The following is a 24,724-nucleotide window of genomic DNA, read 5'->3' on the forward strand; positions in this document are numbered from 1 at the left end:
ACTGGATGGCCGGCCGTCTCGACCTGCAAATCCCTTCAGCTTTTACCCACCCAGCATAGCGAAGCGCCTAAATGTGTCGGTGCATTCGGTTTCCCAGGGCTGGTGCCCTGGGCTGAATCCTGCGCCCCTTCAGGCCGCCATGTTCGAATCAGATGGGGCTGTGGACAGATGAGAAGGCACCGCTTGGTGCTTATTTCTTCGTGTCCTTCTCCGCAGTCGCTTTCGCGCCCTTCTTCGGCTTCGCCGCGAAGATTTTGCGATCCCAGTTTTTCGCGAGTTGTTCCGGCGTTGTTTCGGAGGCGACGCCACTTGCTGGCACATCGAGTTTCGCACTCCACAGGATGCCATTCAGCAAAAGGCGACGTTGATTGGCCTCGGCCCAGTTCGCATGCAGGTCGCAGCCGGTGAAGCCGAAGCTGCGGCCGCCATCAGGCCGTTCGTAGCTCCAGGCGACGGTCTCAGCGCGGCCAGAATGAGCTTTCGCATCGGCGGTCTTGCGGCTGCTGTCAGGCATCGGGCATTGCAGGAGATGCGTCACGCCTTTGTCGGCGAAGTGGAGGTTGTAGAGCCAGCCGTCTTTCAGCAGCGGGAAGGGTTTCACGCCATTGAGGATCGGATGCGTCGGGATGCTGGTGAAATCGACATCCCAGTGGCCACGGCAGCCGATGTCGCTCTGAAACGCGGCACCAAACATCGCTTTGAAATCAGCCGCACGCTCGGGTTTGCAATCGACGCCCTGATGCAGAATCACGAATCCCGTGCCTGCCTTCATGAGCGCCTGCATCTTCGCCCAGCGGGCGGGTTCGAGGAAGGAATGCTTGTCGCCGCCATCCATGAAAAGCAGCACGCAGCGGGCACCGTCGAGCACGGCTTCATTTTTCGGCCAGCCTTCCGCCACCATCACGGGTGCGACGCCGCGAACGGCCTTCAACCATTCATGCAGCAGCGCACAACCGGCGAAGTACTCGTGCTGTCCCGGCTTATTGCTCGGCGTTCCGGCGATGAGCACGACCTTCGCGGCGTTCGCGTCGGCGGGTGCTTGTTCCAGCGGCACCTGCTGCTGCTCAGTGGTGAGTTCGGCGTGGAGGGATGCGATGGCGAGCAGCGGGACGAGCAGGAAGTGGAAGCGGGACATGATCGGTCAGCGTGACGGGTTGGCGTGAGCAACACAAGACGAAAAGCTCCTGGACGCTCTTGCAGCAGCTCCGGCCGATGAATGAAAGCCTTTTCATCTGACGCGGGTCCTCCACCCGCCACATTCGGGCGAATCCAAACCGGCCAGCCGGTGTTTCACGCCACCATCATGAAGCCAACTCTCCTCCTTGCCCTGGTCTCCGTCCTCGGCGCGGCCACGCTGCGCAGCCAGTCGCCCGACACGCCCGTCGATTTCAACAAGGCACGCCAGCTCTTTGAGAAACGCCAGAATGGCAGCACGCTCACCACAGATGAGGAAGCCTACATCGAGAAGGCGAAGGCGGCGCGCGAAGCGCAGTTGAAGAAACAGGGTGGCGACAGCGGCCCGCCCTCAGAGGGCATCGACTGGCGGAGGGCGCAGGAGTTGTTCCGGCAGGAGCAGCGGGGTGAGAAACTGAGCGATGAGGACCAGAAGTATCTCGATCAAGCGAAAGAGGTCCGGCGTCGGGGAGGGCGTGGAGGCTCCGGAGCACAGCGCAAGGCACCAGAATCGATGAAGCCGCTGACCGACATGACGGCTGACGACAAGTATGAAGGCGAGGATGGCGGCTTGTATGGCAAAGGCAGCAACGAACCGCCCGAGTCGCTCAAGAAATCGGCCGGCTCGGCGCTCGCGCAGATCAAACCGCTCGATGCCGGGGGCAAACCGTCCGACAGCGGCAAGATCGTGCTTGTTTCCATCAGCATGTCGAACGCCACGCAGGAGTTCTCCTTGTTCAAACAGATCGCCGACAAGGATCCGCGCAAATCAAGCCAGCTCACCATCGTCGATTGCGCCCAGGGTGGCCAGACCATGGCTGCCTGGGCACCGCCGGATGGGCGTCCCTGGGGCGAGGCGATGAACCGCCTGCAACGTGCCGAAGTCACACCGCAACAAGTCCAGGTGGCGTGGGTGAAGCTCGCCAACGCCGGACCGAGTGGCAGCAAGGAAGACCACCTCAAGCAACTGGAGGCCGACACGGTGAAGGTGCTGAACAATCTGAAGCAGCGCTTCCCGAACCTGCGCATCGCCTACCTCGCCAGCCGCATCTACGGCGGTTACGCCACCACCGGCCTCAATCCGGAGCCTTACGCGTATGAAGGCGCCTTCGCCGTGCGCCATCTCATTCAGAAGCAGATGGCCGGCGATGCCGAACTCGCGCTCGAAAAATCACCGCTGCTGCTGTGGGGCCCGTATCTCTGGTCCGAAGGCGAAAGAGGCCGCAAGATCGACGACCTCAAATACACCCAGGACGACTTCGGCGGCGATGGCACGCATCCGAGCAACAGCGGCCGTGAGAAAGTCGCGAAGCAATTGCTGGAGTTCTTCGCGACGAGTCCGCTGGCGAAGGGATGGTTTGCCAGGTGAGCCTGTTGCAGCGCAACAGGCTACCTTTTGCCGGTCAGACGGTTCCAAAGCGTGCGCACACCGGATTTGGCCTGGGCGTCACTTGAAGGACGGTTTTGCGATTCGCGACGCGGGCCCTCGTGACGCTTTTCACCGTGGCCGTGCGAACGTTGATCACGCTGACCTTTTGGACCTTCGTTGCGGCTGCCTCCCTGGCCTCCGGGGCGGCCACCGCCTTGGTTCCCTTGTCCCTGACGGGTTCCGCCCTGGCCGCCTTGCGGACGGCGTTGCGGCACCTGGCGCTGATTGCGGCCTCTGGGGCGGTCGGCAAACTCGTCACCGAAAGCACCCGGGGTGGCGTTGTAGTTGAAGCCTTCGGCCTTCTTGCGCACGAGGCCGCGGTTGATGAAGCGTTCGAGCTTCTTCAGGTCACTCAACTCCTCGGGTGAAACGAAGCTGATCGCGTCGCCGATGGCCTGCGCACGGCCGGTGCGGCCAATGCGGTGCACGTAGTCCTCGACGATGTGCGGGAAGTCGAAGTTCACCACGTGCGAGATGCCATCGACATCGATGCCGCGTGCGGCGATGTCCGTGGCGACGAGGACGCGCACAGCGCCAGATTTGAAGTCATCCAGCGCACGGAGGCGCTGGTTCTGGGAGCGATTCGCGTGAAGCGTGGCGCACTTGATGCCACCCTGCTCGAGTTTGCGGGCGATCTTGTCCGCGCCGTGTTTCGTGCGGCTGAAAACGAGCACCATCTGCATCTTCTCATCCTCCAGCAAATGGGCGAGCAAGGCCATCTTGAGGTGTTTCGGAAGCTCATAGACGAGCTGGGTCACCGTCTCGGCAGGATTCGAGCGTTTGCCGATCTGAACGATCTTGGGGGAGTGCTGGAACTCGTGCGTGAGGCTTTCGATCTCCTTCGACAACGTGGCGGAGAACATCAGCGTCTGGCGCTTCTTCGGCAGCTGGCTGATCACGCGGCGGATGTCGGGCAGGAAGCCCATGTCGAGCATGCGGTCGGCCTCATCGAGCACGAGGTATTCGAGCTGGGAGAAATCGGCGCAGCGCTGGCCCATGAGATCCAGCAGACGACCGGGGCAGGCGATGACGATGTCGCTGCCGGCACGCAGGGCGTCCTTCTGCGGCTTTTCGCCGACGCCGCCATACACTTTCGCGATCTTCAGCGGCAGGTGTTTGGCATAAGCCAGCACGTTTTCCTCAATCTGAGCCACGAGTTCGCGTGTGGGGGCGAGCACGAGCACGCGCGTGCGCCGGCGCTGTCCCTGCGGGACCGGCTTTGCCGTCAGACGGGTCAGAATGGGCAGCGTGAAGGCTGCGGTCTTGCCGGTGCCGGTTTGCGCGATGCCGATCACATCCCCGCCTGCGACGACGACCGGAATGGCCGCGGCTTGAATGGGGGTGGGTTCCGTGTAACCGGCTTCTTGAATGGCTTGGAGGATGTTCGGGTCGAGGCCTAGGGGCTGAAAGGACATGGACGCCCTTACGCGAACGATGCGGACAATGCGAGTGGTTTGGTGCCGTGGTGGGAAGCAGGCAGAAGCTGGTGACCGCCCGTGGTCGGTCGCTCACGATGCAACCATCTCCAATTGAGGCTTTACCGAATGGAGCGGGCTGTTTTACGATTTTCGCTGCCATGACTGCGAAAACCGCGTCATCTGCCGCCACGAAGCCGAACGCCGAATATGGCGCGAAGCGTCGTGGAGTGCGGTGGCAGAGATGCGAGGGCACCTTGCAGCGGCGACACCGCCGTCGAGCGCAGGAAGAGGGTTCATCAGGCCAAAGGGTGCCGTTTGGCTCGCGACAGCGGTGTCGCGCCTAGGCTTGCCACCGCACTCCACGACGCTGTCGCGCTATTCGATTTTCACTTCCCAAACATCGCATGCTCCTTGTTTCCGCCGCTGAGGACGTAGGCGAGGAGGTCGAGGATTTCGTCTTTCTTGAGCATGGCGAGGAGCATCGGTGGCATGGGGGAGACTTTGCTGAGTTCGATGCTCTTCACTTCTTTGCGATCGACGTTCACGCGCTGATTGGGGTCGGTGAGGTCGGTGTTGAGGGTGACGCCGTCGCCGCTGAGGTTGACGACGACGCCACTCATGATGCTGCCGTCGTTTTTGGTGACGACGATGGGGGCGAACTGCTCGTTGATCTCTTTGCTGGGGTTGATGATTTGATCGAGGAGGTCGTGCGGGCTGTAGCGTCCACCTGCGCCGGTGAGATCGGGGCCGGTCATGCCGCCGGCGTTGCCAAAGCGGTGGCAGGTGTAGCAGGCGGCGGCGCTGAACATCTTCCGGCCGTTGTCAAAGCTGCGGCCTTTCATGCCGTTCTTCGCGGCGGCGCTGAGTTCGTCGAGCGTCCACATCGTCGGTGTGCGGCCGGCGAACATCGCGCCGACGTTTTCGATGGCGGATTTGCGCTCGGGTTTCTTCGCGATGAGCTCGGCGAACTGCGTTTTCTCGGCGTCGGTGAAGGTGCTGAGGCTGTCGTTGCGGATGAATTCGAGGAATTTGTCGAAGCTGGAGCCGCCTTTGTAGTTCGCGGCCTTCAGGAACCATTCGAGCTGCTGCGTGCGGAGTTCGGGCGTCCAGCCGGCTTTGAGGAAGCGCAGGCTGCGTGCGTATTCCATCTGCGGTTCCTGGCTCTCCGCGGCGGCGATGAGTGCCATGCCTTTCGCGGCGGCGCTGGGCGCCTGGAGGTAGGCGAGCGTTTCGGTGAGCAGCCAGTTGAGCTCAAAGTTGTCGGCGGGATAGGCGGGATCGAGTTTCGCGATGATCGCGGCGACGGTGGCGTCGTCGGGATTGCCAAAGCGGTGCAAGACGATCTCGATGAGGCGCACGTAGCCGAGGCGTTGCTCGGGCGTGAGCTTGGCGAAGTCGTGCTTCAGCAGCGCGGCGAGGATGGCGTCGCGGGATTTGGAATCGGGCTGATAGGACCCTTCGGGCCGATGGGTCGGGCACACGCCCGTGCGGCGTGTGAGTGCGAGCAAGGCTTCGAGCTGTGCGGTAACGTTGGTTTCGGCGAGCGCTTTGTCCTGCCATTCGGCGAGCGGCTGGTGCTCCAGCGCGGTGCGTGCGGCGGCGCGGACGTAGCGGTCGGTGCTGCTGAGATGCGGCCAGGCGGTGGCGACGGCTTTCGGGTCTTGTTTGCCGTGGAAGGCTTCGAGCTGATGACGAAGAGTGCGTCCAGCTTCTGCATATGCTTCTTCGCTTCCAGTCCGAGCAATCATCGTGCCTTCGGTCTTTTCGCTCCCCACATAACTCACCCGATACAGCCCGCTCTGCACGCGGCGGCCGCCAATGGTGAAATACATCGCGCCGTCTTTGCCGATGATGGCATCGCTGACGGGGAGCGGGCCGCCGGTGACGAATTCTTCCTTCGTGGCGGTGTAGGTGCTGCCGTTCGGCGTCAGATGCACGGCGTAGATTTTGCCCCAGCTCCAGTCGAGCGCGTAAAAGGCCTCCTGGTACTTTAAAGGGAACTTCGCGCCGTAGCCGAAGGTGCAGCCGGTGGGCGAGCCGGGGCCGATGTTCAGCGTGGCGGGCAGGTTGTCGATGTAGAACTCGGGATACTTGCCCGCGCCGTTGCGCCAGCCGAACTCCGCGCCGCTGACGACGTGGTTGATGCGCGTGGGGCGATACCACGATGTGTTGAAGTCATACTCCATGTCCGCGTCATAGACGAAGAGCTCGCCAGCGCGGTTCACGCCGCCGTCGTAGATGTTGCGGAAGCCGCTGGCGAAGATCTCGAAGGTCTTTCCATCTGGCGTGAAGCGATACACGATGCCGCCGGGCGCCATGACATGGCGGTTGTGGCCGCGACCGTCCGGCATGCGCGGCAGCAGGTGGTCATCGCCCCACAGTTTCGCGACGGGCGAGCTGTCCGGCGTGCCGGCCTTCGGGCCTTCTTTGAGCACGGCGTTGTTGCCGCTGATGAGGTAAAGGCCCTTGCCGTCCGGCGTTTTCAAAATGGCATGCACGCCGTGGTCGCTGCCCGCGTCGAACTCGCGCAGCATCTCCACTTTGTCCGGCATGTCGTCGCTGTTGCTGTCGGTGATGCGATACACGCCGCTGGGGATCTTTTTCTCGTAATCATTCACGCCGACATACAGCGCCCCGAAGGCAAAGAGCATGCCGTTCACGCCGCGGATGTCTGCGGGCACTTTTTCGATGTCGCCAGCGCTCAGCGTCTGGCCTGCGGCGGGCGCTTTGAAGCGGTAGAGCATGCCATACTGATCGCTCACGTAGATGCGGCCCGCGTCATCCGTCGTGAGGTTCACCCACGAGCCCTGCTCGCCGCCAGGCACGCTGTAAATGAGCTCCACCTTGAAGTCCTTCAGCGTCTTGATGTTCGACACCGGCGTCGCCACATTCGCACCGATGGCCGGCCCGACGGCGTCAGGGCGTTTGGGCTTGGCTTTGCCTTTTCCCTTCGCCTTGGCGTCTTGCGCCATCAAAGAGCACGGCAAAGTCAGGGCGGAGAGCAGCAGGGAGGTGAAAAGCAGTCGTTTCATGGTTGGTCGCGTGGTTAAACGCCCGCGCCTGTCAAAACATGCCAGCAAAAGCTGTGTCGGATCTGGCAAATCAAGCCTTCCTCGCAGCAGTAGCCGCGATGTGCCCGGCAAAGCTAGAAACGAAGCTGTTCAGACTTGTCATGTCATCGTGGCAGGTGAAGCGACCGTCTTTGCCAGCAGAACGTGGTGATGCCAAAACTGTCGCCGAAGTGTAGAGCTGCTCGTGCATGAGTTTTCTACAGAGCAGGTGGTAACGGTCGAGATACGAGGCGTTTTGGAACTCAGGAAACACCGGGAAGTGCGGCGAGTGATCGCGGACAGGCGAACGTGATGCCTCCGCATCCTCCACGAGCATCAACCAGCCAAGGAACGGCCTTGGCACATCGCCAAAGGCTCTCTCGCGATAAGCGGTCCAGAAGTCATGCGCGGTGCCGATGGCCTCCTCGGCGCGGTTGTTGCAATTGTTGCCAAAGGAAGGTCCCACCTGTGATTTGAACTCCAGCGCGGCCACCAAGATGCCACGATGGATGATGATCATGTCCCAGAGCTTGGTCGGGCGGAAGAAACCCGGCAGCGTGAGCACGCGGCGTGTGAGGTGGATTTCAGCGGCCTTGAGGCCATTTCCGCGAACCAGCTCCTCCATGAGCGAAATGAAGCCGTTCATGTTCTTGCCAGCCGTCACAGAGGCTCGCTCTCCCTGATCACTCTTTCCAATGGCGGCTTGTTTGAGCCTGGCCTCATCACGACCGCTCCAGAAGGCTTTCACGGCTTTGCGGGCCATCGATTCGTAACTGGCGAGAAAAAGCGGCATGTCAGGATTGCAGGTGTGGAAGTTCTTTGGTTCCCAACTGGTAGATTTTGGCAATCAGGGCATCCACGGGCTGCCGTTCATCGCAGAGCTTTTTCTGCAACGTCGGCTGGATGCTGTCCCAAAGCGGAAGACGAATGCGGCGCAAATACTGCGCTTGGAAGCGCAGGCAACCACCTCGCATCTTCGTCGAGTAGGCGCGAACAAAAAGACGGGCGATGCCGGATTGCAGCACCCGTTGCAGCGCTTTGAGCGGCCAGTGCTCGCTCGTGATATAGTAAAGGTTGTGATGCGGATAGAACTTCCCTTCCTCCAGCACGATGTTTGCCTCGCCTTTGATATCGGGAACGAGCAGCTTTGGTTTCGCAGTGAGAGAGGGCGTGATGCGGTCGATGGTGCGATACCATGAGCCGTTGGCTTTTTGGGCGCAGTGACGCTTTTGCAGCGTCTCACGATGCCTTTGGATGTGGCGAGCAAACCGTGGGTAAGCTGCGAAATCCGCGAGAGAGCCATCTTCCTCGAAGGGGTTGACCACACCGAGGCCTTTCCAGCGCACTTCACCTCCGAGAATGTCTTTTGTCATGACCAGCGGCAGCTTTCGCTCGTCCTCGACATCCAGCTCATCATAAGGAGCGATGTAAACTTTGTCCGCTCCAGTGGCTACACCGATGCCGACGCTGCATCCTGCTTCTTCGAGGGTGGGGAAAGCGGCCTCCAGTCTGCGCACAAGTTCCAGCGAAGGTTGTGCATCGGACTCCAGCAGCCAGGGCTCATCACCACGCGGGCTGGCGGCCAGCATGCTTACCGTCCCGTTGTAGTTGGAGGCAGGTCCCGTGAATAGGTGATGAAGGTTGCGCAGTGCATCTCTCGAAACCTCTGGCCGATGCGCGAGCAGTGGTTTCGTGTCCGACTGGCCGCGTTGGATGACCGTAATGGCTGGATAGGCCGTGACGTCCGTCTGAAACGCCTCTGTGCCGACCATGTCCACATAGTAGCGGAGCGAATAGCCTGAGGAGATCAGTGCTCGAAGCGGACCACCGTAGCGGTTCTTCATCCAGCGGTCGGAGCAGATGAAGCTCATCCGGCCCTCGGCGCTCAGCAACTCAAGAGACTTCTCCATGAAGGGCACATACAAATCAGCACGGTCATAGAGCGTCGCAAATCGCTGACGATACTCGGCGAGCAGATTTGCCGGGATAAGCTCCTGCCGCACATAAGGCGGATTTCCCACCACGAAGTCAAACTGCTCGCGATATGGCTCCAGTAGGAAGTCTGCGTTCTTCAGCCAGGCGTCCAGGAGCATGGAAGCCGTGCCCGCAGGCACATTTTTGGCACTGAGCAGCTTGGCGAGTTCTTCCCGCGTTTGTGTAAAGGTATCGCGATGCAGCTCCACCGCCCGGATAGCCGCCGCAAGCTCGCGAGCGGCGATGTTGGCCTTTTGAGATGCCTCCAGCAGCCGCTCGACTGCCTTCAGCAAAAACTCACCGCCACCAAACGAAGGCTCAAGCAGCCGGAATTGCCAGAGCGGCCGCTCTGACGTGTAGCCGATGAGGTCGAGCATGAAGTCCGCGACCTCAGGACGTGTAAAGATGGCACCGCGTTCGTCAGCAGGCGCTCTTTTCAGCCGATCCACTGCATCACCAAGGAACTCTTCGGCAGCGAAGAGTTCGAGATGGGGTGCAGAATTCTGGCGGCTCTTGATGACCATGGGGCAACCCGAGTCTTCTACAGTCCGCCATCTGGTTCAACAAGCCTTTCGCCACATCCAGCCGTCTTTCTCCCTCTACTTGGCTTCCGCTTTTTTCGCCTTGGCCTTGCCCTTTGCTTTCGGAGCCTTCGCCTCAATGATCTGTGCGTCACTCGGGATCGGATGCGTGGCGAAGTCGATCACACCGCCCTCGGGCAGTTCTTTGATCATCACGTCCTTGATGTGGACCTCCATGGCGGGGCCGCGGTGGATTTGGAAGGCGAGGAGGCCTTCGAGGGAGCGTTTGGCCTCTTCGAAGTCGGTGAGCTCCATGGTCGTTTTGCCGTCGATCTGGTGAACGAGGTGATTTCCCTTCGCGATGATGGTGAACTCATGCCACTCGGCCACATCGGCCTCGACGAGGTCGTGCTCGCCCGCGAGCCATTTAACCCCGGAGGGGTCGATGACGACGCTCTGGCCGTTTTGCGAGACGATGCCGCGTCCGCCTTCCTCATACATCATCGCGCGGTAAGGCGCGTTCGGGTGGATGTCGCACTGGTAGCCGCGGATGGACCATTTTTTGTCGGCGTTTTCGCTGCTGCGGTATTGGATGCCGGTGTTGTTGCCCTTCTGGCGGATTTTCGCCTTCAACTCGAAGTTTTTGACCTTCCCGCCGCGCCAGATGAGAAACTGATTGTAGGGCAACTGCTCCGGCCCGGTCGTGTTGCCGACGATCTCGCCATTTTCGACCTTCCACAGCTCCGGGTTGCCATCCCAGCCAGATAGGTCTTTGCCGTTGAAAATGGATTTAAAACCGTCCTGCGCGGAAGCGGCAGAGAAAGCAAGGAGCGAGAGGAGGATGAGACGTTTCATGGTTGGTCGCGTGCATAAACGCGACCGTCTCACGAAACCTGCCAGCAAAAGCTGTGTCGGATCTGGCAAGGAGCCACCTCACTTCCGAAACATCTTCCCGCGCTTGTCGCCGCCGGACAGGATGTAGGCGAGCAGGTCGGCGACTTCGTCGGGGTTCATCGCGTTGATCAAACCGGGAGGCATGAGCGAGGTCGGGGAGACTTGGCGGGTTTTGATGGTGTCGTGGCGGACGTCGGTGGTCTGGCCGGGGGCGGCGGGGTTGGTGGCGACTTGGAGGATGCCGCCTTCGTCGGCGGTGATGCGGCCAATGACGGTGCTGCCGTTTTTCAGCGTGAGGATGCTGCTCTCATATTGGTCGGAGATGACCTTGCTGGGATCGACGATGTTCTCGACGAGATCGCGCAGCGTGTAGCGATTGCCTGCGGCGGTGAGATCGGGGCCGACTCCGCCACCTTCGTTGCCGAGTCGATGACAGGCCTGGCACGCGGCGGCGATGAAGAGCTCGCGCCCGCGATCGAAGTTGCGGCCGCCTTGCACCTTTGAGGCCAACGCGGTGACTTCATCGACGGTGTAGGCCTTGCCGGGGCCTTTCGGTGGTTTGATGGACTCGGGCTTGATGGCGATGAAGGTCGGTGTGGCGAGCACGGCGAGCTTCTTGCGCTCCTCCGCGTCCGGCACAGTGGCGAGCGCGTCATTGCGAATGGTGTCGATGAAGCCGCGGAACTGATTCCCGCCGAGCCACGGGCCCGTTTTGGCAAACCACGTGAAAAACTCGCGACGCAGCTCGGTCGTCCAGCCGTTCTTCGCAAAGCGCAGACCATACGCATACGCGATTTGCTGCGTGTTGGGCCGTGCGTCGCCGCTGCGGAGGAAATTCGGGCCGTAGCGGTCGTTGCGGGCCATGCGCTCGACGGAGAGCCACGCAATGGGATCATCCTTCGCCGTGCGCATGAGCTGGATCGTCTCCGCGACGACTTCTGATGAACCAAGCGCCGCCAGCGTGCGCGAGAGTTCGCGATTCAAGTCGTTCGTCTTCGCGGGAAACACCGCGTCGAGCCGCGAGATGGTTTTCGCGAGCGAATCACCTTCCGGCAGGCCGTTGCGAGCGACACTGATTTGATACACACGCACGAGCGCGAGCTGCTGCGCGGCATCGAGCTGCGCAAAGTCGAGTGCATTCAGCATGGCGAGCAGCGCGGTCTGATTTTCTTTTCCGCCCATGCGAGCGAGCGCGACACCGCTCTCGATCACCGCCCAGGCTTCGCTTTGCTTCAAAGCACGCGCAGCCCACAGCCTCGCCGGTTGGCGCTCGATGGCCACGCGGGCGGCGTAGCGCACGAGACGATCCGTATGACCGAGATGCGGCCACGCCTTGTCGATGGCATCGGGGCCGGTGCCTTCCTCATGCAGGCGCTCCAGCTCGACACGCAGCTTGTGCTCCGGCGTCTCGACGGGCGCGACGGCCGGCGCGGTGCTCTCCTTGCCCTCATACGTCACGCGATACAGCGCCGACTGCGTGCGACGTCCGCCGATGGCGAAATACATCGCGCCGTCCTTGCCGATCACGGCATCGGTGAGCGGCAACGGCTTGCCATAGACGAATTCCTCCAGCTTCGCGTCGTAGCCAGCGCCCTTCGGCGTGAGCACGACGGCGTAAAGCGTGCCGTAAGTCCAGTCGCAGGCATAGATGGCGTGCTGATACTTCGCGGGAAACGCCGCGCCGAGTCCGCTGACGACGCCGGTCGGGCAACCGGGTCCCACTTCGACCAGCGGCGGCACGATGTCCGGGCAGTAGCCGAGCAGTTTGCCCGATGACTCGCGGAAGCCGTAATCACCGCCGCTGACGAGATGATAAATCCGCGTGGGCCGATACCACGGCGTGCCTGCGTCCCACTCCATGTCGCTGTCATAGGTGAAGAGATCGCCGAGCGCGTTGAAGGCCGTGTCGAAGTGATTGCGCAGGCCGTCGGCGATCATCTCAAAGCGTTTTCCATCCGGCGAAACCTTGCACGTGAAGGCCTGCGGCTCCGTGTCGGAAAATTCAGCGCCTTTGCTCGTGCGCGGCACGACTTGATCATCCGCAAAGGGCCGCGAGCCGCGTGTGTGCTCGATCGGCGGCTGCGCGGTGCCATTGCCACAGGCGATGTAGAGGCTCTTGCCGTCCGGCGAGAGCGTGATGCTGTGATTGCCATGCTCGCCCTGGCCTTTGATCTCGCGCAGCAGCGTCTTCTCATCGAACTGGCCCGTGCCCTTCGTATCGCGCAGACGATACAGGCCCGCGACATTCGGCTTCTCATTCACCAGCGCGTAAAGACTGTCGAAGACATACAGCAAACCATGCGCGCCATTGATCTCGGCGCTGAGTTTCTCCACCTGCGCCTTGTCACCACTGCCCACCGGCGGCGGCGTGATGCGGAAGAGGCCGCCGTATTGATCCGTGGCGAGCAACCGGCCGCGATCATCGACCGTGAGGCCCACCCACGAGCCCTCGCTCTCTTTCGACACCTTGTGCAGCATCTCCACTTTGAAGCCCGGCAACGTCTTGATGTCCTTCGGCGCGATGACTTCATCCGAGGTCGGGTTCGTCTCTTTCTGCCGCGAGCGATCAAAGATCTCGCCATACGGCTTGTTGCCATACGTGTTCACCACCTTCGCCGGCTTCCAATCCTCCGTCGCCGGTGCCGCCGCAGACCACGACGCGTCGGTGAAGATCACACGCTCGCTGCCATCAGCGAGCTTCAGCGTCAGCACCGCGAGAAAACCCGCCGCGCTGCCTTTGTTCGTCGCCTCGGCCCGCAGTTCGTTTTTGCCGCTGCGCAGTGCTTTCGTCACATTCGCCTGCGTCGGCCGCTGCCAGTCGGGATTCGTCAAAACGCGTTCGCCATTGAGAAAAACCTCCGCGCCATTGTCGCAGCTCACACGCAGCATCGCCTCCTTCACCTTCGCCTCGCCGAGATCGAATTCCTTCTTCAGCCGCGCCGCACTTTTCGAGTCCGGTGAGTCGCTCCACAGCCATTTCCACTCCGAAGAGGCCTTGATCGGTGCCGCAGCCGCTTCGGCCTTCGGTTTGGCTTTGGGCTCGTTCTTCGCCTTTTCGACTGGTTTGGCGTTCGCGATCAATTTTGGATCAAAAGCCACCACCGGAGTCTCCGGCAACTCTTTGAGCAGCACCTCCTTCACCTGCAAAACCATCGCCGGGCCGCGATGAAGCTGAAACGCGAGAATCCCCTCCAGCAACTGCGTCTTCGCGCCGTAGTCCACGAGGTCGATCGCCAGCTTGCCGCCGATTTGATGCACGAGATGATTCCCCTGAGCGATGATCGTGTAGTCATGCCATTGCGCGATGTCCACGCTCACCGGCTCACGCTCGCCCACGAGCCATTTTTTGCCCTCGGGGTCGATCACCACGCTCTGGCCGTTCTGCACCAGCACGCCGCCCCACTTCTCGCCATAGACCATCGCGTTGTTCGGCGCGGCCGAGTGAATGTCACACTGATACCCGCCCACCGACCACTTCCCCGCCTCCGGAAACTCGCGACTGCGATACTGAATGCCCGAATTGCTCGCCGACACCCGCACCTTCGCCCGCAGCTCAAAATTCTTCACCACCCCGCCCCGCCAGATGAGAAACTGATTGTACTTCAACTGCTCCGGCCCCGTCGTCCTGCCCACGATCTCGCCATTCTCCACCTTCCAAAGCTCCGGATTCCCGTCCCAGCCGCTAAGGTCTTTGCCGTTGAACAGAGACTTGAAGCCGTCGGCTTCGCCGAATGACGAATGAGTAATGGCGAATGAGGAAAGGAGGAGAACGAGGCGTTTCATGTTTGGTCGCGTGGTTAAACGCGACCTTCTGACCAAACCTACCAGCAGAAGCTGGGTCGAATCTGGCAAGTGGGCTATGCTGAGAGCTTCTCTTGCTGCCTTCGAGATGCTCAAAGGCTTCCGCGAAGGTTTGGAGCCGCTTCTTGGATAATGTTTTGGTCAGCCATCGAAGTGAAAAAGGGTTCAGCGCCTTGCGGACATCACCCGCAACACCGTGTCCAGGACGCTCTCCAGTTCCTTCCCCAAGTCATCCGCCAAGAAACGCAGCACGAGGTAGCCGTGGGTTTGAAGCAGCGCATCTTTCCGACGGTCGCGGCGATAAGCTGCCGTATCTCCGAGATGCTGTGCGCCGTCGATCTCGATGACGAGCTTCGCTTTTTCGCAAAGCAGATCGACCTCCATCTCGCCGCGATCATCGAAGGGGATCGGCAGGCGTGCATTGAGGCGAAATTTGCCCGCCAAAGCTGGCAGCGTCTCAAATCGCCGGAAGATGAAGGCCTCGCTGGCGCTACGAGCGCGCTCCTCACCCATGGCATCCGCAGCCGGTGGTCGCGTCGCATGCACAAAGAGCTGCGCCAGCGGCGTGTCGATGCCATCGCGAAGTAAGCGGCGAACGGCGGCGGCGTAATCGGCCTTCCATTGCGGATCAACTGGCAACGGCACCTCCTGAGGCCATCCGGGCAGCGCACTCGCAGGCAGCAGGATCGTGTAGCCGACGGCTTCGTAGCCTGCGCAGCGTTTGTCGAACATGCGGGAGAGCATCGGCACATCGAGATCCGCGTAGTCATAGACCTGCACTACCTTCTTGCCGGCATGCAGGCGGTGCAAACGACCAGCGTATTGTGCGATGGTGCCGCGCCATGATACCGGCATCGTCAGGAAGAGTGTGTCGAGCCGTGCATCATCAAAACCTTCTCCAATAAAGCGTCCGGTGGCCACGACGACGCGGCTTTCATCTGCCGGTATCGTTTTGAGCTGATCCAGTGCCGCCGCGAGTGATTTGCGCCCCATGCCGCCTTGTAGTGTGAGGACATGCGGCACCTGCGCACGCAATCCGGCGGCCATGACCTCCAGATGCTCCGTGCGCTCAGTCAGCACCACAGGCGAACGACCCGCCTTCACAGCCTGCAACACCTCGGCGATGATCTGTGCATTTCGCGAAGGTGACTTCATCACGGCATCGCACAGCCGCTGAAATTCCAGGCGCTTGTCCTCCTCCGGCTCACCGCCGGGCATGAAGCCTGTGGGCCGCACCAGCACTTCATGCGTGAAGGGCCGCTCCGCCGCCTGCTGCCGCGCATCCACACGATGCCGCACCGGTCCGCACTGCATGAAGATGATCGGATGATGTCCGTCTTTTCGTGCCACTGTGGCGGACAAACCAGTGACGAATTTTGCCTTCGCACGCCTCGCCACCAGCTCAAAGCTCTGCGCGGAGAGATGATGGCACTCGTCCACTATCACATGGCCGTAGCCAGCCACCAGATCATTCACCACGCCTTTGCGCACGAGGCTCTGAATCAGCGCCACATCCACTTGGCCCGTCAGCTTTTTCTTTCCAGCGCCCAGGCGGCCGATTTCACCCTTCTTGCGGTCTAAAAACTGCGTCAATCGCTCCACCCACTGCTCCATGAGCTGCTGCCGATGCACGAGAATCAGCGTGTTCACGCCACGTTTCGCGATCAACCACGCGGCGAGCACCGTTTTGCCAAAAGCCGTCGTCGCAGCCAATACGCCGCAATCATGCTTCAGCATCGCCGCAGCGGCTTTTTGCTGTTCGGGCCTCAATTCCCCGCTAAAGGCCAGATCGAGTTGGTTTCCCTCGAAACGCTCATCGCGCAGCTCCACGCGGATTTTCAGAGCTTTAAACAAATCGAGCGTTTCCTCCAAGCAACCTCTCGGCAGGCCGATGTGTTCCGGGTGATCCTCCGCGCAGGCGATGATGCGCGGCTTGTCCCACACCGGCAGCCGCATGGCCTGTGTTTTGTAAAACTCCGGGTTTTGAAAAGCCGCGACACGTAGCAGCGCATTCCGCAGCGAGGCCGGCAGTGCCTTCTTCGGCACATAAACCTGATCAGCCAGCACCAGCTCGATGCTCTTCGGCATCTCGCCCACTGGGAGCGAGTGTTTTTGCCGCGATGGTGTCAGCTTCCAAGGCTCAGCCGCGTGCTCATCGTCATCCTCCGCCGAAACCATGCGCACACCGACGATTCGCCCGCGTCCCTCCGCCTCGCGCACGATCTTCTCCACCTCGGTTTTCGTCATGCGCCGCACCGCCGAGAGAAATGCCCACTGATCCTCATGCGGCTCCAGCTTCTCATCGACAAACACGCTGTTACCAGTGTCCCGCGCCTTCTTTTGCAGCGGCAGCGCGATCAGATTGCCAAATCCGCCGCGCGGCAGCGTGTCCTGGTTCGGAAAGAAGCGATCATATGATTTCAGTCCCGCCTCCGGCCTGCTCTCCATCGATTCTGTCAGCACATGCGCCCCGAGTTTCCGCGCCAGCGCCGCCGGAATGGCTTCCGCGAAAAACATCCAAACATGCCCGCCCTGCCCGCTGCGTGACCTCTCCAGCACCGCCGCTACACCGAGCCTCTCATACGTCTCCAAATACGCCCGCGCATCCACCGCCCAGTCTCCTTCATCAAAATCCACCGCCAGAAAGAAGCACTTCTCATCCAGCAGCATCGGATACACGCCCACTACAAAACTCCGCCCGCGCTCATCCAAGCCCGAAAGATGACGCCTGATGACCTCATCCGTCACTGGCAGCCATTTCTGATGCGCACAGTCCGCGCACTTGATCCTCGGCTTTTCACAAACCCCACGCACCCACTCATTCCCACACACCGGCGAATATCCCGCTCGTCCCGTTTTCACAGACTCAAACCGCAGCGCATACACCTCCTCCCGCCCCCGAAACAGCGAGCGAAAGAGCGCGATCTTCTCCGCCGGGCTGGACTGGTTGGTGACGGACATGGTTTCAATCAAAGCGAAATGCTTTGCTGCATGCAGCCCACTCAACTGGGTAAGTTTGCCGAAAGTCAGAGAATGGGGCTTCGTTCATACCAGCACCGCGAAAACACCAGCCGAGGACTCCATGCTCATCATCTTCACGCAGTTGAGTGATCAGCAGACTTACATCCAGATTCTGGGCAGTCATTATTTGCAGAATACGATCCCGAATGCGTTTGAAGGACCTTTTATAGCCGAGTGCGAGCGACTCGCGGCGGCCATCGAGTCCGAGAACGTCAACCGTCTGTTCGCCTTTGGCCTCTGGGTTTCCTTTCGAGTCGTAGCGAGGAGCTAAATTCCCAGTCGCCGGGTCAAAATCGAGGTGATCCCATGGGTCGTCGGATGTTGGATCAACGAGGAGGGGTTTCCGTTTGTTGGACAATGGGAATTTCTGGCCTTTGTAATCTCTTCCGCAGGAGGTGCAGCCGAGCAGGAGATTCGGCCACCGAAACATTCGTGCCGGGTATTTGGCCTTCGGCCAAAAATGCTCAATGTCTGTGCCCTGAGAGTCACCGCAGTACATGCAGCGTTCCCTGCTGCCAGCCATCAGCTTGAGCACTTGAAAGACTGATTTGAGAGGCTTGGTCCGTCGGGAACGGCTCCATGTCTTATCGACATCAAGAGTCTTGGACCGACGCAAAGCCGCTGCTGTCTGCTGCTCTTTTTTGAGCTTCTCGGCAGCTTTTTTGGGTAGTGGTTTTCGCCGGAGACGTCGCATTACAGCTCCTCCTCAACTTGGCGGGCGAAAAGCTCCAACTGCCGCATCCTGGCTTGATCACCTGAGGGCAGTTTTCCCATGGCACGCCGTTTTGCCACCATCCGGGAATGCTCGGCCAGGATCTCGACCGCACGGGGAGAACGGGTGCTCTCAAGGCCGAATGCAGAAGTGCGGAGAATCGTATCCGAGCGGGAGGCGATGATTTTTTGGTATTCCTCATGCTCAAGCCGACGAGGCTCGCGTCCACTTCCCGGCTCAGGCAGGACAAATAATCCGTTCTCATCCGCAGCCTGGCAGATGATAGGGCTGTGAGAAGTGACGATGAACTGGATGTTCGGGAAATGACGCTTTAACCAGAAGCCGATCTCTCGCTGCCACTCGGGATGCAGATGGGCGTCGATCTCGTCGATGAGAACCACGCCACTGCTTTTGATGCACCAATGTCCATCTGCATCTTTTTCGATCAGACGGCTGAGCTTTTTGTCCTCATGGGCAAAAGTCAAATGACGCACAATATCCACGAGCAGCGCTAACGCAGAGCGGTAGCCATCACTCATCTCGTCCCAAGAGAGTTCTACACCATTACGGTCCACGAGCCATAGCCCCTGCTCGTCCACACGTTCGATTCTCATGCCGTTTGGCATGAACTTATCTTGAAGCAGGGTGATCAAATCGTCGCGCAGCACCTTCTCTTTTGACGCAGGTTCCCTGAGAGCCTTGTGATCCAGCTCTTTGAGCCAGCGATCCGCACGAGCCAGAGACGCGGCCTCCTGGAACATGGTGGCGAAACGAGCGGTCACCGGTTCAGCCATGATCTCGGTGGCTTCCGCAGAAGCCCCAAACACGCGTCTGAACGGACCGTAACCGCAAGAAAACCAGCCTCCAGCGCCAGCGGCCCAGATCGTGCGCTCGGCACGCGAGGGTTTGCGCTTGTTCTTGGAGTCAAACTCAGGCTCCTGGGCGAGGTCAGTATGTCTGCCGCCATTTGTTAGCTCCAGCCGCACGGAAAAAACAGAAGCCATCTTGTTGCCTTTTTGCCTCAAGCGCGTGTCGTCATCTGACGGCTTGATGTCGAGCTTCATGAAGCCTTTTTTTGTGCCTGCGTGCAGCCAACGATGCAGACTTGGCTGAAGGGCCCGCCGGGTATCAGGCCCCACCAGTGTCATTGCGATGGCTTTGAGCAGCGTGCTTTTCCCAGAGCCGTTGTCGCCTGTGAAGACCGTCCAGCCAGCATGGCTGCCGTCTGGGCGGCGCAGATCAAAGTCCAGGCTGCGAAAGCCACGAACATTGCTCAGGCTGATTTTATCGATGAACATTACGAGAAGGTGGGATGTAAAACGTTTATGGACTCCAGCATATCACCGGGGTTCCGACAACCTTTTACTCACCAACGTCGAGGACGACACTTCTCCCCGCCGAGGATCGGTGGGGCGACTTTGCCAAGAATTGAATCCGCCACTTTTAATTCCTCGTTCTTATTGAAACCAAACCTTCCTCAAGGCCTGCCCGTCACTTCGCGGAGGAATTTCCACAGTTCGAGCGTCGGTTGATCGTCCGCACCGCCGAGGTCGGTGCTGATGGTGCCGTGGGTTTTGCCTTCGGCGGCGACGACGCGGGCGGGGATGCTGGATGCGGTGAGTTTACCGGCGAGCCAGTGGGCTTGGGCTTTGGTGTCTTCGCGAGAGGCGACGTGCAGAATGAGGAAGGACGGGATGTTTTTGTCCTTGGCGACGTGATGCACGGGCGACACGTCGAGCTGCGCGGCTTCGTCCTGGCCGAAGATGGTCTTGAAGGTCTTGGAGATGCCGTCATCGACGTCGTGGATGCGTTTGGGGATGTCGTAGGCGGAGACATCGAGCGGGACACAGCCTTTGAGGCTGGTCATGGGCACGTTGGCGGCTTTGAGGTAGCGATCATCGGTGCAAAGCAGCGCGGCGAGATGGGCTCCAGCGGAGTGGCCCATGATGATGAGCGCATTGGCATCGCCGCGATGCTCGGCGGCATGGTCACGCACCCAGCGCACGGATTGCGCGAGATCGGCCATGATGTCCTTCACGGTCACCGCGGGCACGAGGCGGTAGTTCACGGACACGAGCACGAATCCTTTGTCCACGAACGCCTGCGGTTTCTGCTGCAGCGAGGCTTTGTCGCCCTTCGACCAGCCGCCGCCGTGAATCCACACGATGACGGGATGATCCTTGCCCTCGGGCGGAGAATACACGTCGAGCGATTGCAGCTTGTCCTTAGCCTCCGTGTAAAAGAGGTCACGATGCACCTCCGGCGTGACGGCGGAGGCGGAAACGGCAAACAATAGCGCGAGGAGAGAACGGCTCATGCGCCGTGAAACGTCACGACTGCACGAAATCGCGCATCGCATTCAGCATCACGACCACCGAGCACGCGCCCGCGTCTGGAAAGCCGACGCAGGCCTCACCAAGCGTCTTCGCACGGCCAAATTGGGCGATCATGGCCTTGCTGGCCTCTTTGCCCGCTTCCGCCGCAGCGGCGATGGCGGCCAAAGCCTCCGGCAGCGGCAAATTCGTCACTTCCTTGGCTTTTTCGGCCGCAGGGACGAGAGCGTCGAGTATCGTCTTGTCGCCCGGTTTGGCTCCACCACGCTTCATGATGCCTTCAGCGGCCGCTTCAAAGAAAAGCGGCAGATCCGGCGGATCGAAGCGACCCGCTGCGGAGAGTGCTTTGCCTCCGGCGCGGAAAAGCGTGCCGAAAATGGCTCCCGAGGCTCCGCCCATGCTCGTCATCATCGCCGTGCCGGTGGTCACAAAAACCTGCTCGACCGTCGTGGGCTCCAATTTCTCCAACTGGACCTTCACAGCCTCCATGCCGCGTTTCATGCCGAGGCCGTGATCGCCATCGCCGAGATCGCGATCGGCCTGGGAGAGCATGGGTTCAGCTTCGATGATGGCATCTGCCACCTTCAGCATCATGAGGCGGACTTGGTTCGGTTTGAGTTCCATGGAGGTCGGGGGAGTGGAGAAGAGATGGAGTGGTGGAGTATTGGAGAAATGGAGTGGTGGATTGGGACATTACTCCAAAACTCCATCACTCCATGGCCCCGCCGCCGCAGGTTTACTTCGTTCCGGCGGCCTTGAGGTCGTTGTACATCTGGAAGCCCTGCGCAGGCGTCAGGCCTTCATGCACCACGCCGCGAACGGCCTGCATCATGCTGATCGGCGCATCGCTCTGGAAGATGTTGCGGCCCATGTCCACGCCGTTCGCGCCTTGCTGGATGGCGTTGTAGCACATCCTCAGCGCATCAAGTTCCGGAAGCTTCTTGCCACCGGCGATCACGATCGGCACGGGGCAGCAGGAGGTCACGGTGTCGAACTCCGTGTCGGTGTAGTAGCACTTCACCACGTTCGCTCCGAGCTCCGCCATGATGCGGGTGGCGAGGCGGAAATACTGCGGCGTGCGGGCCATCGCACGACCTACGGCGGTCACGCCCATGACGGCGATGCCGTAACGCGAAGCCGCATCGACGAGGTCGGTGAGGTTTTTCAGGCTCTGCCGCTCGTAAGCGCTGCCGATGAAGACCTGCACGGCCAAAACGCTCGCGTTGAGGCGGATGGCCTCTTCGATGTTCAGCGCGGTGGACTCATTGGAGAGCGGTTCGAAGCCGGGGCGGCCAAACTTGGCCTTTTTGCCATCGATTTCGCCTTCCCACTCCTCGAACTGGCTCACCATCGAGGTGCCGCCGGAGGCGCGAAGAGCGATGGCCTTGCGAGTCGAGGCCGGAATGAGGCTGCGCTGAATCCCACGCGTGAGCATGAGGCAGTCGGCGTAGGGTTCGAGAGGCAGAATCGTCTGATCGACGCGCTCCAGGCCGGTGGTAGGGCCTTGGAAGTAGCCGTGGTCAAAAGCGAGCATCACGGTGCGGCCGTCCTTGGGATTGAAAACCTGACTGAGGCGGTTCTTGAGACCCCAATCGTATTGGTGGGAACCTTTGAGGAAGAAGCCCGGCGTCTCCTGAGGAGTGCTCGTGAAGTATTCTTTTTCCTTTTTGTCAGCAGCGGAGGTGGAGATGTCGGCCATGGTCGTGTGGGTTGGGTGAGTGGAGTTTTGACGCATAGCCACACGCGGCTTGCCTTCCATGCCTGCATCGGCCAGAGTTGTGTCTGATCCCGCAAACAAGCCATGTCCAACACCTCCGCCATCCTCAGTGTCGTGCCCGTCGGGTCGGCGCATCGCGTGCAGGGCCATCGCAGCGTGGCGCTGCCGGGGGTAACGGTGGACATCCTCACCACGCGCAAAATCGAGCTCCAGCAATGGGAGCTGCGCCGGCTGAATGATCCCTACTGGCGGCTTTACTGGCCGATGCAGGACGGCGGCGTGGTGGAGATCGACGGCGTGAGCACTGTGCTGAAACCGGGCACCGTGTATCTGATTCCGCCACGCACGACCTTCAGCACGACGACGCGACGGCCGTTCAGCAAATGGTACTGCCATTTCAACCTCGGTCCGGCAGCGGATCGCGCTTCGCCGGGCATTTACGCGTTTTCCGCCACCGCGGCGCACAAGACGATGCTCAACGAACTCATCAAACTCGGCGCGAAGCCACAAAGCGTGCGATTTCCATGGGTGAGCATCCAGCTCGTGAGCGAGTTCGTGAAAAAACTGCCCGCCAGCGTGTGGGAGCAGCAGCGGCTCGATGCACGCGTGCTTCGCGCGATGGAATTCATGAACCAGCATCTCGGCTTGAAGCTCACCGCTGATCAGATCGCCCGTCATGCCGGACTCAGCGTGCGCAATTTGAACCATCTCTTCAAAGAGGAGGTGAATCAGCCGCCCATGCGCATCCTGCTCGACTACCGCCTCGACGAAGCCTGCCGCCTCCTCCGCCACACCGACGACAGCATCGAGGCCATCGCCGAAACCTGCGGCCTCGTGAACCGCCACTACTTCAGCCGGATGCTGAGGCAGTATCGGAACGCGTCGCCAGCGGCGTATCGGGAAGAGAGCCTTTGAGCGAGCCGATCACGAGAATGATTTGCGCAGGTGGCTGGGCAGAATGCTGAGCGCCTCGCGATACTTTGCGACAGTGCGCCTCGCGACCTTGATGCCCTGTTTGTCGAGCAGTTTGGCGAGTTTGTCGTCGCTGAGCGGCTTGTGCTTTGCCTCGGTCTTGATGAGGTCAGCGATGGCGTTTTTGACGCTGGTGTTGCTCAAGTCATCGCCTGACTCGGTCTTCACGCCATGGGAGAAGAAGAACTTCATGTCGAACACGCCATGGGGCGTGGCGATGTATTTTCCGGCGATGGCACGGCTGACAGTCGTCTCGTGAACCCCGACTTCATCGGCCACCGTGGCCATGTTCAGGGGGCGGAGGAAGCTGGTGCCTTTCTCCAGGAACTCCCGCTGGTATTTGAGGATCTGCGTGGCGATGCGGTGGATCGTCTGCTGCCGCTGATGGATCGAACGGATGAGGAACTTCCCGCTGCGGATCTTGTCACGCACGTAGTTGCGGACCTCACCGTTGTTGCCGGGCTGTGCGAGCAGGTCCTTGTAGGTGTTGCTGATCCGGAGATGTGGCAGGTCGTCATTGGTCATGACGGCGATCCATTCGCCGCCTTGTCGTTCGACGACGACGTCTGGGGTGACGTAGTTGTTGTTGGAGACGGCAAAGCGTTGCGCAGGGCGCGGATCGAGCGTGCTGATGAAGTCGGCGGCACGTGAGATCTGCTCCAGCGGCACACCGAGTTTGCGTGCGAGGATGGGGTAGCGCTTGTTGGCAAGGTCGTCGATGTATTGATCGACCAGGCGCCACGCGAGGCTTTGCTTTTTGCCGAGACGTTCAAGCTGGACGAGCAGACACTCGCGCAAGTCTTCCGAGCCAACTCCGACAGGGTCGAAGCTTTGCAGAAGCTTCTTGGCCTTCTGCAGTTCATCGATGGGGATCGCATGATGGAGGCTCAGATCGTCAATCTTGGTGTTGAGGAAGCCGCGGTCATCGAGATTGCCGATGAGGAACTCCACCTGTTTGGCGATCTGAGGCTTCACCTCGGCGGTGTGAAGCTGGGAAAGGAGGTGCTCCTGCAGCGTGGTGGGCGCCACGATGGAGTCCATGATGAACTGCCAGCGCTCCTGGTCATCGCTGCGGCGGGTGGCGGTCTGCTGGCGGCTTTGCTGCCAGTACTCGCGCCACTCCTCATCCATCTGCGTGAGGGCGTCGATGTCACCATCATCGACACTGCGGTCGTCCGGATCATCCGGAATGGCGTCTTCGATGGAGGTTTCAGGAGCCTCAAGCTCCAAGACGGGATTCACCTCGATCTCCTGCTGGATGATCTGGCGCAGCTCCAGAGTGGGGGCCTGCAAGATCTGCAAGCTCTGCTGCATCTGCGGCCCGATGGCGAGCTTCTGCGTCTGAATCTGGTGGAGTCCCTGGTCGGCCATGAATGGTTGTGCGACAGCGAAGCACTGTCGGTGTTGAACCTCAAGCAGGCATCAGGCCAGACGAGGATTTCCTTTTTGAAATCGGAAATTGTGCGATTGCTGGCATTAAAATAAGAAGCCCGGCGGCGATGCCGGGCTTCGCGAGGGCTCCACTGGCAGTGCCTTTCTCAAGGCACCTCAAACACCTTCTGCGTCGTCGGATCGAGCGCGAGGGAGCCGCTTTCCAGGCCTGTCACATCGAGCTCTTTGTAGGGGGGATAGGGACTGATGACGCGGCCAGTCTTGCCAGTTTTGCGGCCCTTGAGGAAGGAGCCGGAGCTGCTGGACGTGGATGGCGA

The 24,724-nt window shown here is 60.5% G+C and carries 16 protein-coding genes; 2 read left to right on the forward strand and 14 right to left on the reverse strand.

The annotated features are described in order from the left end of the window. Positions 1–190 precede the first annotated feature (190 nt). Positions 191–1,135: a ThuA domain-containing protein gene (locus IAE77_RS23150; RefSeq protein ID WP_294231865.1), complete on the reverse strand. Its 945-nt coding sequence runs from the start codon at positions 1,133–1,135 to the stop codon at positions 191–193. Positions 1,136–1,303: 168 nt separating this feature from the next. Between IAE77_RS23150 and IAE77_RS23155 the strand changes: the two genes are divergently transcribed. Further along, positions 1,304–2,542 carry a hypothetical protein gene (locus IAE77_RS23155; protein WP_294231867.1) on the forward strand — a complete coding sequence of 413 codons (1,239 nt, stop codon included), beginning with the start codon at positions 1,304–1,306 and terminating at the stop codon, positions 2,540–2,542. Positions 2,543–2,562: 20 nt separating this feature from the next. On the opposite strand, the gene IAE77_RS23160 is transcribed toward IAE77_RS23155, so the two are convergent. The 12 genes from IAE77_RS23160 to IAE77_RS23215 form a co-directional block, all read right to left on the reverse strand. Beyond that, positions 2,563–4,017 carry a DEAD/DEAH box helicase gene (locus tag IAE77_RS23160; RefSeq protein WP_294231870.1) on the reverse strand — a complete coding sequence of 485 codons (1,455 nt, stop codon included), beginning with the start codon at positions 4,015–4,017 and terminating at the stop codon, positions 2,563–2,565. Positions 4,018–4,406: 389 nt separating this feature from the next. Further along, entirely contained in the window at positions 4,407–7,052 is a 2,646-nt protein-coding gene (locus IAE77_RS23165) for a c-type cytochrome (RefSeq protein ID WP_294231873.1), read from the reverse strand. A gap of 70 nt (positions 7,053–7,122) precedes the next feature. After that, entirely contained in the window at positions 7,123–7,863 is a 741-nt protein-coding gene (locus tag IAE77_RS23170) for a PaeR7I family type II restriction endonuclease (protein ID WP_294231875.1), read from the reverse strand. A gap of 1 nt (position 7,864) precedes the next feature. After that, positions 7,865–9,568 carry an Eco57I restriction-modification methylase domain-containing protein gene (locus IAE77_RS23175; protein WP_294231877.1) on the reverse strand — a complete coding sequence of 568 codons (1,704 nt, stop codon included), beginning with the start codon at positions 9,566–9,568 and terminating at the stop codon, positions 7,865–7,867. Between the two features lie 75 nt (positions 9,569–9,643). Further along, positions 9,644–10,420, reverse strand: coding sequence for a DUF1080 domain-containing protein (locus IAE77_RS23180; RefSeq protein WP_294231879.1), 777 nt, complete (start codon positions 10,418–10,420; stop codon positions 9,644–9,646). Between the two features lie 78 nt (positions 10,421–10,498). After that, positions 10,499–14,242: a family 16 glycoside hydrolase gene (locus IAE77_RS23185; RefSeq protein WP_294231881.1), complete on the reverse strand. Its 3,744-nt coding sequence runs from the start codon at positions 14,240–14,242 to the stop codon at positions 10,499–10,501. Between the two features lie 183 nt (positions 14,243–14,425). Then, a complete protein-coding gene (locus IAE77_RS23190) occupies positions 14,426–17,221 on the reverse strand; it encodes a DEAD/DEAH box helicase family protein (RefSeq protein WP_294231883.1) in 2,796 nt (931 codons plus the stop codon). 4 nt (positions 17,222–17,225) lie between these two features. Continuing rightward, entirely contained in the window at positions 17,226–17,975 is a 750-nt protein-coding gene (locus IAE77_RS23195; protein ID WP_294231885.1) for a hypothetical protein, read from the reverse strand. Further along, positions 17,975–19,291: an AAA family ATPase gene (locus IAE77_RS23200; protein WP_294231887.1), complete on the reverse strand. Its 1,317-nt coding sequence runs from the start codon at positions 19,289–19,291 to the stop codon at positions 17,975–17,977. Before IAE77_RS23200 ends, IAE77_RS23195 begins: the two co-directional genes overlap by 1 nt. Positions 19,292–19,470: 179 nt before the next feature. Then, complete coding sequence (locus IAE77_RS23205) at positions 19,471–20,310, reverse strand: alpha/beta hydrolase (protein WP_294231890.1); 840 nt, start codon at positions 20,308–20,310, stop codon at positions 19,471–19,473. Between the two features lie 13 nt (positions 20,311–20,323). Beyond that, positions 20,324–20,950, reverse strand: a complete 627-nt coding sequence (gene dhaL / locus IAE77_RS23210; RefSeq protein ID WP_294231891.1) for a dihydroxyacetone kinase subunit DhaL — start codon at positions 20,948–20,950, stop codon at positions 20,324–20,326. Positions 20,951–21,062: 112 nt separating this feature from the next. Continuing rightward, on the reverse strand, positions 21,063–22,025 hold the full coding sequence (locus IAE77_RS23215; RefSeq protein WP_294231893.1) for a 3-hydroxy-5-phosphonooxypentane-2,4-dione thiolase: 963 nt from the start codon (positions 22,023–22,025) through the stop codon (positions 21,063–21,065). 102 nt (positions 22,026–22,127) lie between these two features. Here IAE77_RS23215 and IAE77_RS23220 point away from each other — a divergent pair, with 102 nt between their 5' ends. Then, positions 22,128–22,958 (forward strand): AraC family transcriptional regulator, encoded by an 831-nt coding sequence (locus tag IAE77_RS23220; RefSeq protein ID WP_294231894.1) that lies wholly within the window; start codon positions 22,128–22,130, stop codon positions 22,956–22,958. 9 nt (positions 22,959–22,967) lie between these two features. On the opposite strand, the gene rpoN is transcribed toward IAE77_RS23220, so the two are convergent. Then, a complete protein-coding gene (rpoN, locus tag IAE77_RS23225; protein WP_294231896.1) occupies positions 22,968–24,386 on the reverse strand; it encodes an RNA polymerase factor sigma-54 in 1,419 nt (472 codons plus the stop codon). Positions 24,387–24,724 lie beyond the last annotated feature (338 nt).

This window comes from Prosthecobacter sp. (assembly GCF_014879935.1).
In the GTDB taxonomy this organism is placed as follows: Bacteria; Verrucomicrobiota; Verrucomicrobiia; order Verrucomicrobiales; family Verrucomicrobiaceae; genus Prosthecobacter.

Bases quoted from the DNA above. Each gene is read 5' to 3' on its own strand.
- IAE77_RS23150 (WP_294231865.1), bottom strand. From the start codon at position 1,135: ATGTCCCGCTTCCACTTCCTGCTCGTCCCGCTGCTCGCCATCGCATCC.
- IAE77_RS23155 (WP_294231867.1), top strand. From the start codon at position 1,304: ATGAAGCCAACTCTCCTCCTTGCCCTGGTCTCCGTCCTCGGCGCGGCC.
- IAE77_RS23160 (WP_294231870.1), bottom strand. From the start codon at position 4,017: ATGTCCTTTCAGCCCCTAGGCCTCGACCCGAACATCCTCCAAGCCATT.
- IAE77_RS23165 (WP_294231873.1), bottom strand. From the start codon at position 7,052: ATGAAACGACTGCTTTTCACCTCCCTGCTGCTCTCCGCCCTGACTTTG.
- IAE77_RS23170 (WP_294231875.1), bottom strand. From the start codon at position 7,863: ATGCCGCTTTTTCTCGCCAGTTACGAATCGATGGCCCGCAAAGCCGTG.
- IAE77_RS23175 (WP_294231877.1), bottom strand. From the start codon at position 9,568: ATGGTCATCAAGAGCCGCCAGAATTCTGCACCCCATCTCGAACTCTTC.
- IAE77_RS23180 (WP_294231879.1), bottom strand. From the start codon at position 10,420: ATGAAACGTCTCATCCTCCTCTCGCTCCTTGCTTTCTCTGCCGCTTCC.
- IAE77_RS23185 (WP_294231881.1), bottom strand. From the start codon at position 14,242: ATGAAACGCCTCGTTCTCCTCCTTTCCTCATTCGCCATTACTCATTCG.
- IAE77_RS23190 (WP_294231883.1), bottom strand. From the start codon at position 17,221: ATGTCCGTCACCAACCAGTCCAGCCCGGCGGAGAAGATCGCGCTCTTT.
- IAE77_RS23195 (WP_294231885.1), bottom strand. From the start codon at position 17,975: ATGCGACGTCTCCGGCGAAAACCACTACCCAAAAAAGCTGCCGAGAAG.
- IAE77_RS23200 (WP_294231887.1), bottom strand. From the start codon at position 19,291: ATGTTCATCGATAAAATCAGCCTGAGCAATGTTCGTGGCTTTCGCAGC.
- IAE77_RS23205 (WP_294231890.1), bottom strand. From the start codon at position 20,310: ATGAGCCGTTCTCTCCTCGCGCTATTGTTTGCCGTTTCCGCCTCCGCC.
- dhaL (WP_294231891.1), bottom strand. From the start codon at position 20,950: ATGGAACTCAAACCGAACCAAGTCCGCCTCATGATGCTGAAGGTGGCA.
- IAE77_RS23215 (WP_294231893.1), bottom strand. From the start codon at position 22,025: ATGGCCGACATCTCCACCTCCGCTGCTGACAAAAAGGAAAAAGAATAC.
- IAE77_RS23220 (WP_294231894.1), top strand. From the start codon at position 22,128: ATGTCCAACACCTCCGCCATCCTCAGTGTCGTGCCCGTCGGGTCGGCG.
- rpoN (WP_294231896.1), bottom strand. From the start codon at position 24,386: ATGGCCGACCAGGGACTCCACCAGATTCAGACGCAGAAGCTCGCCATC.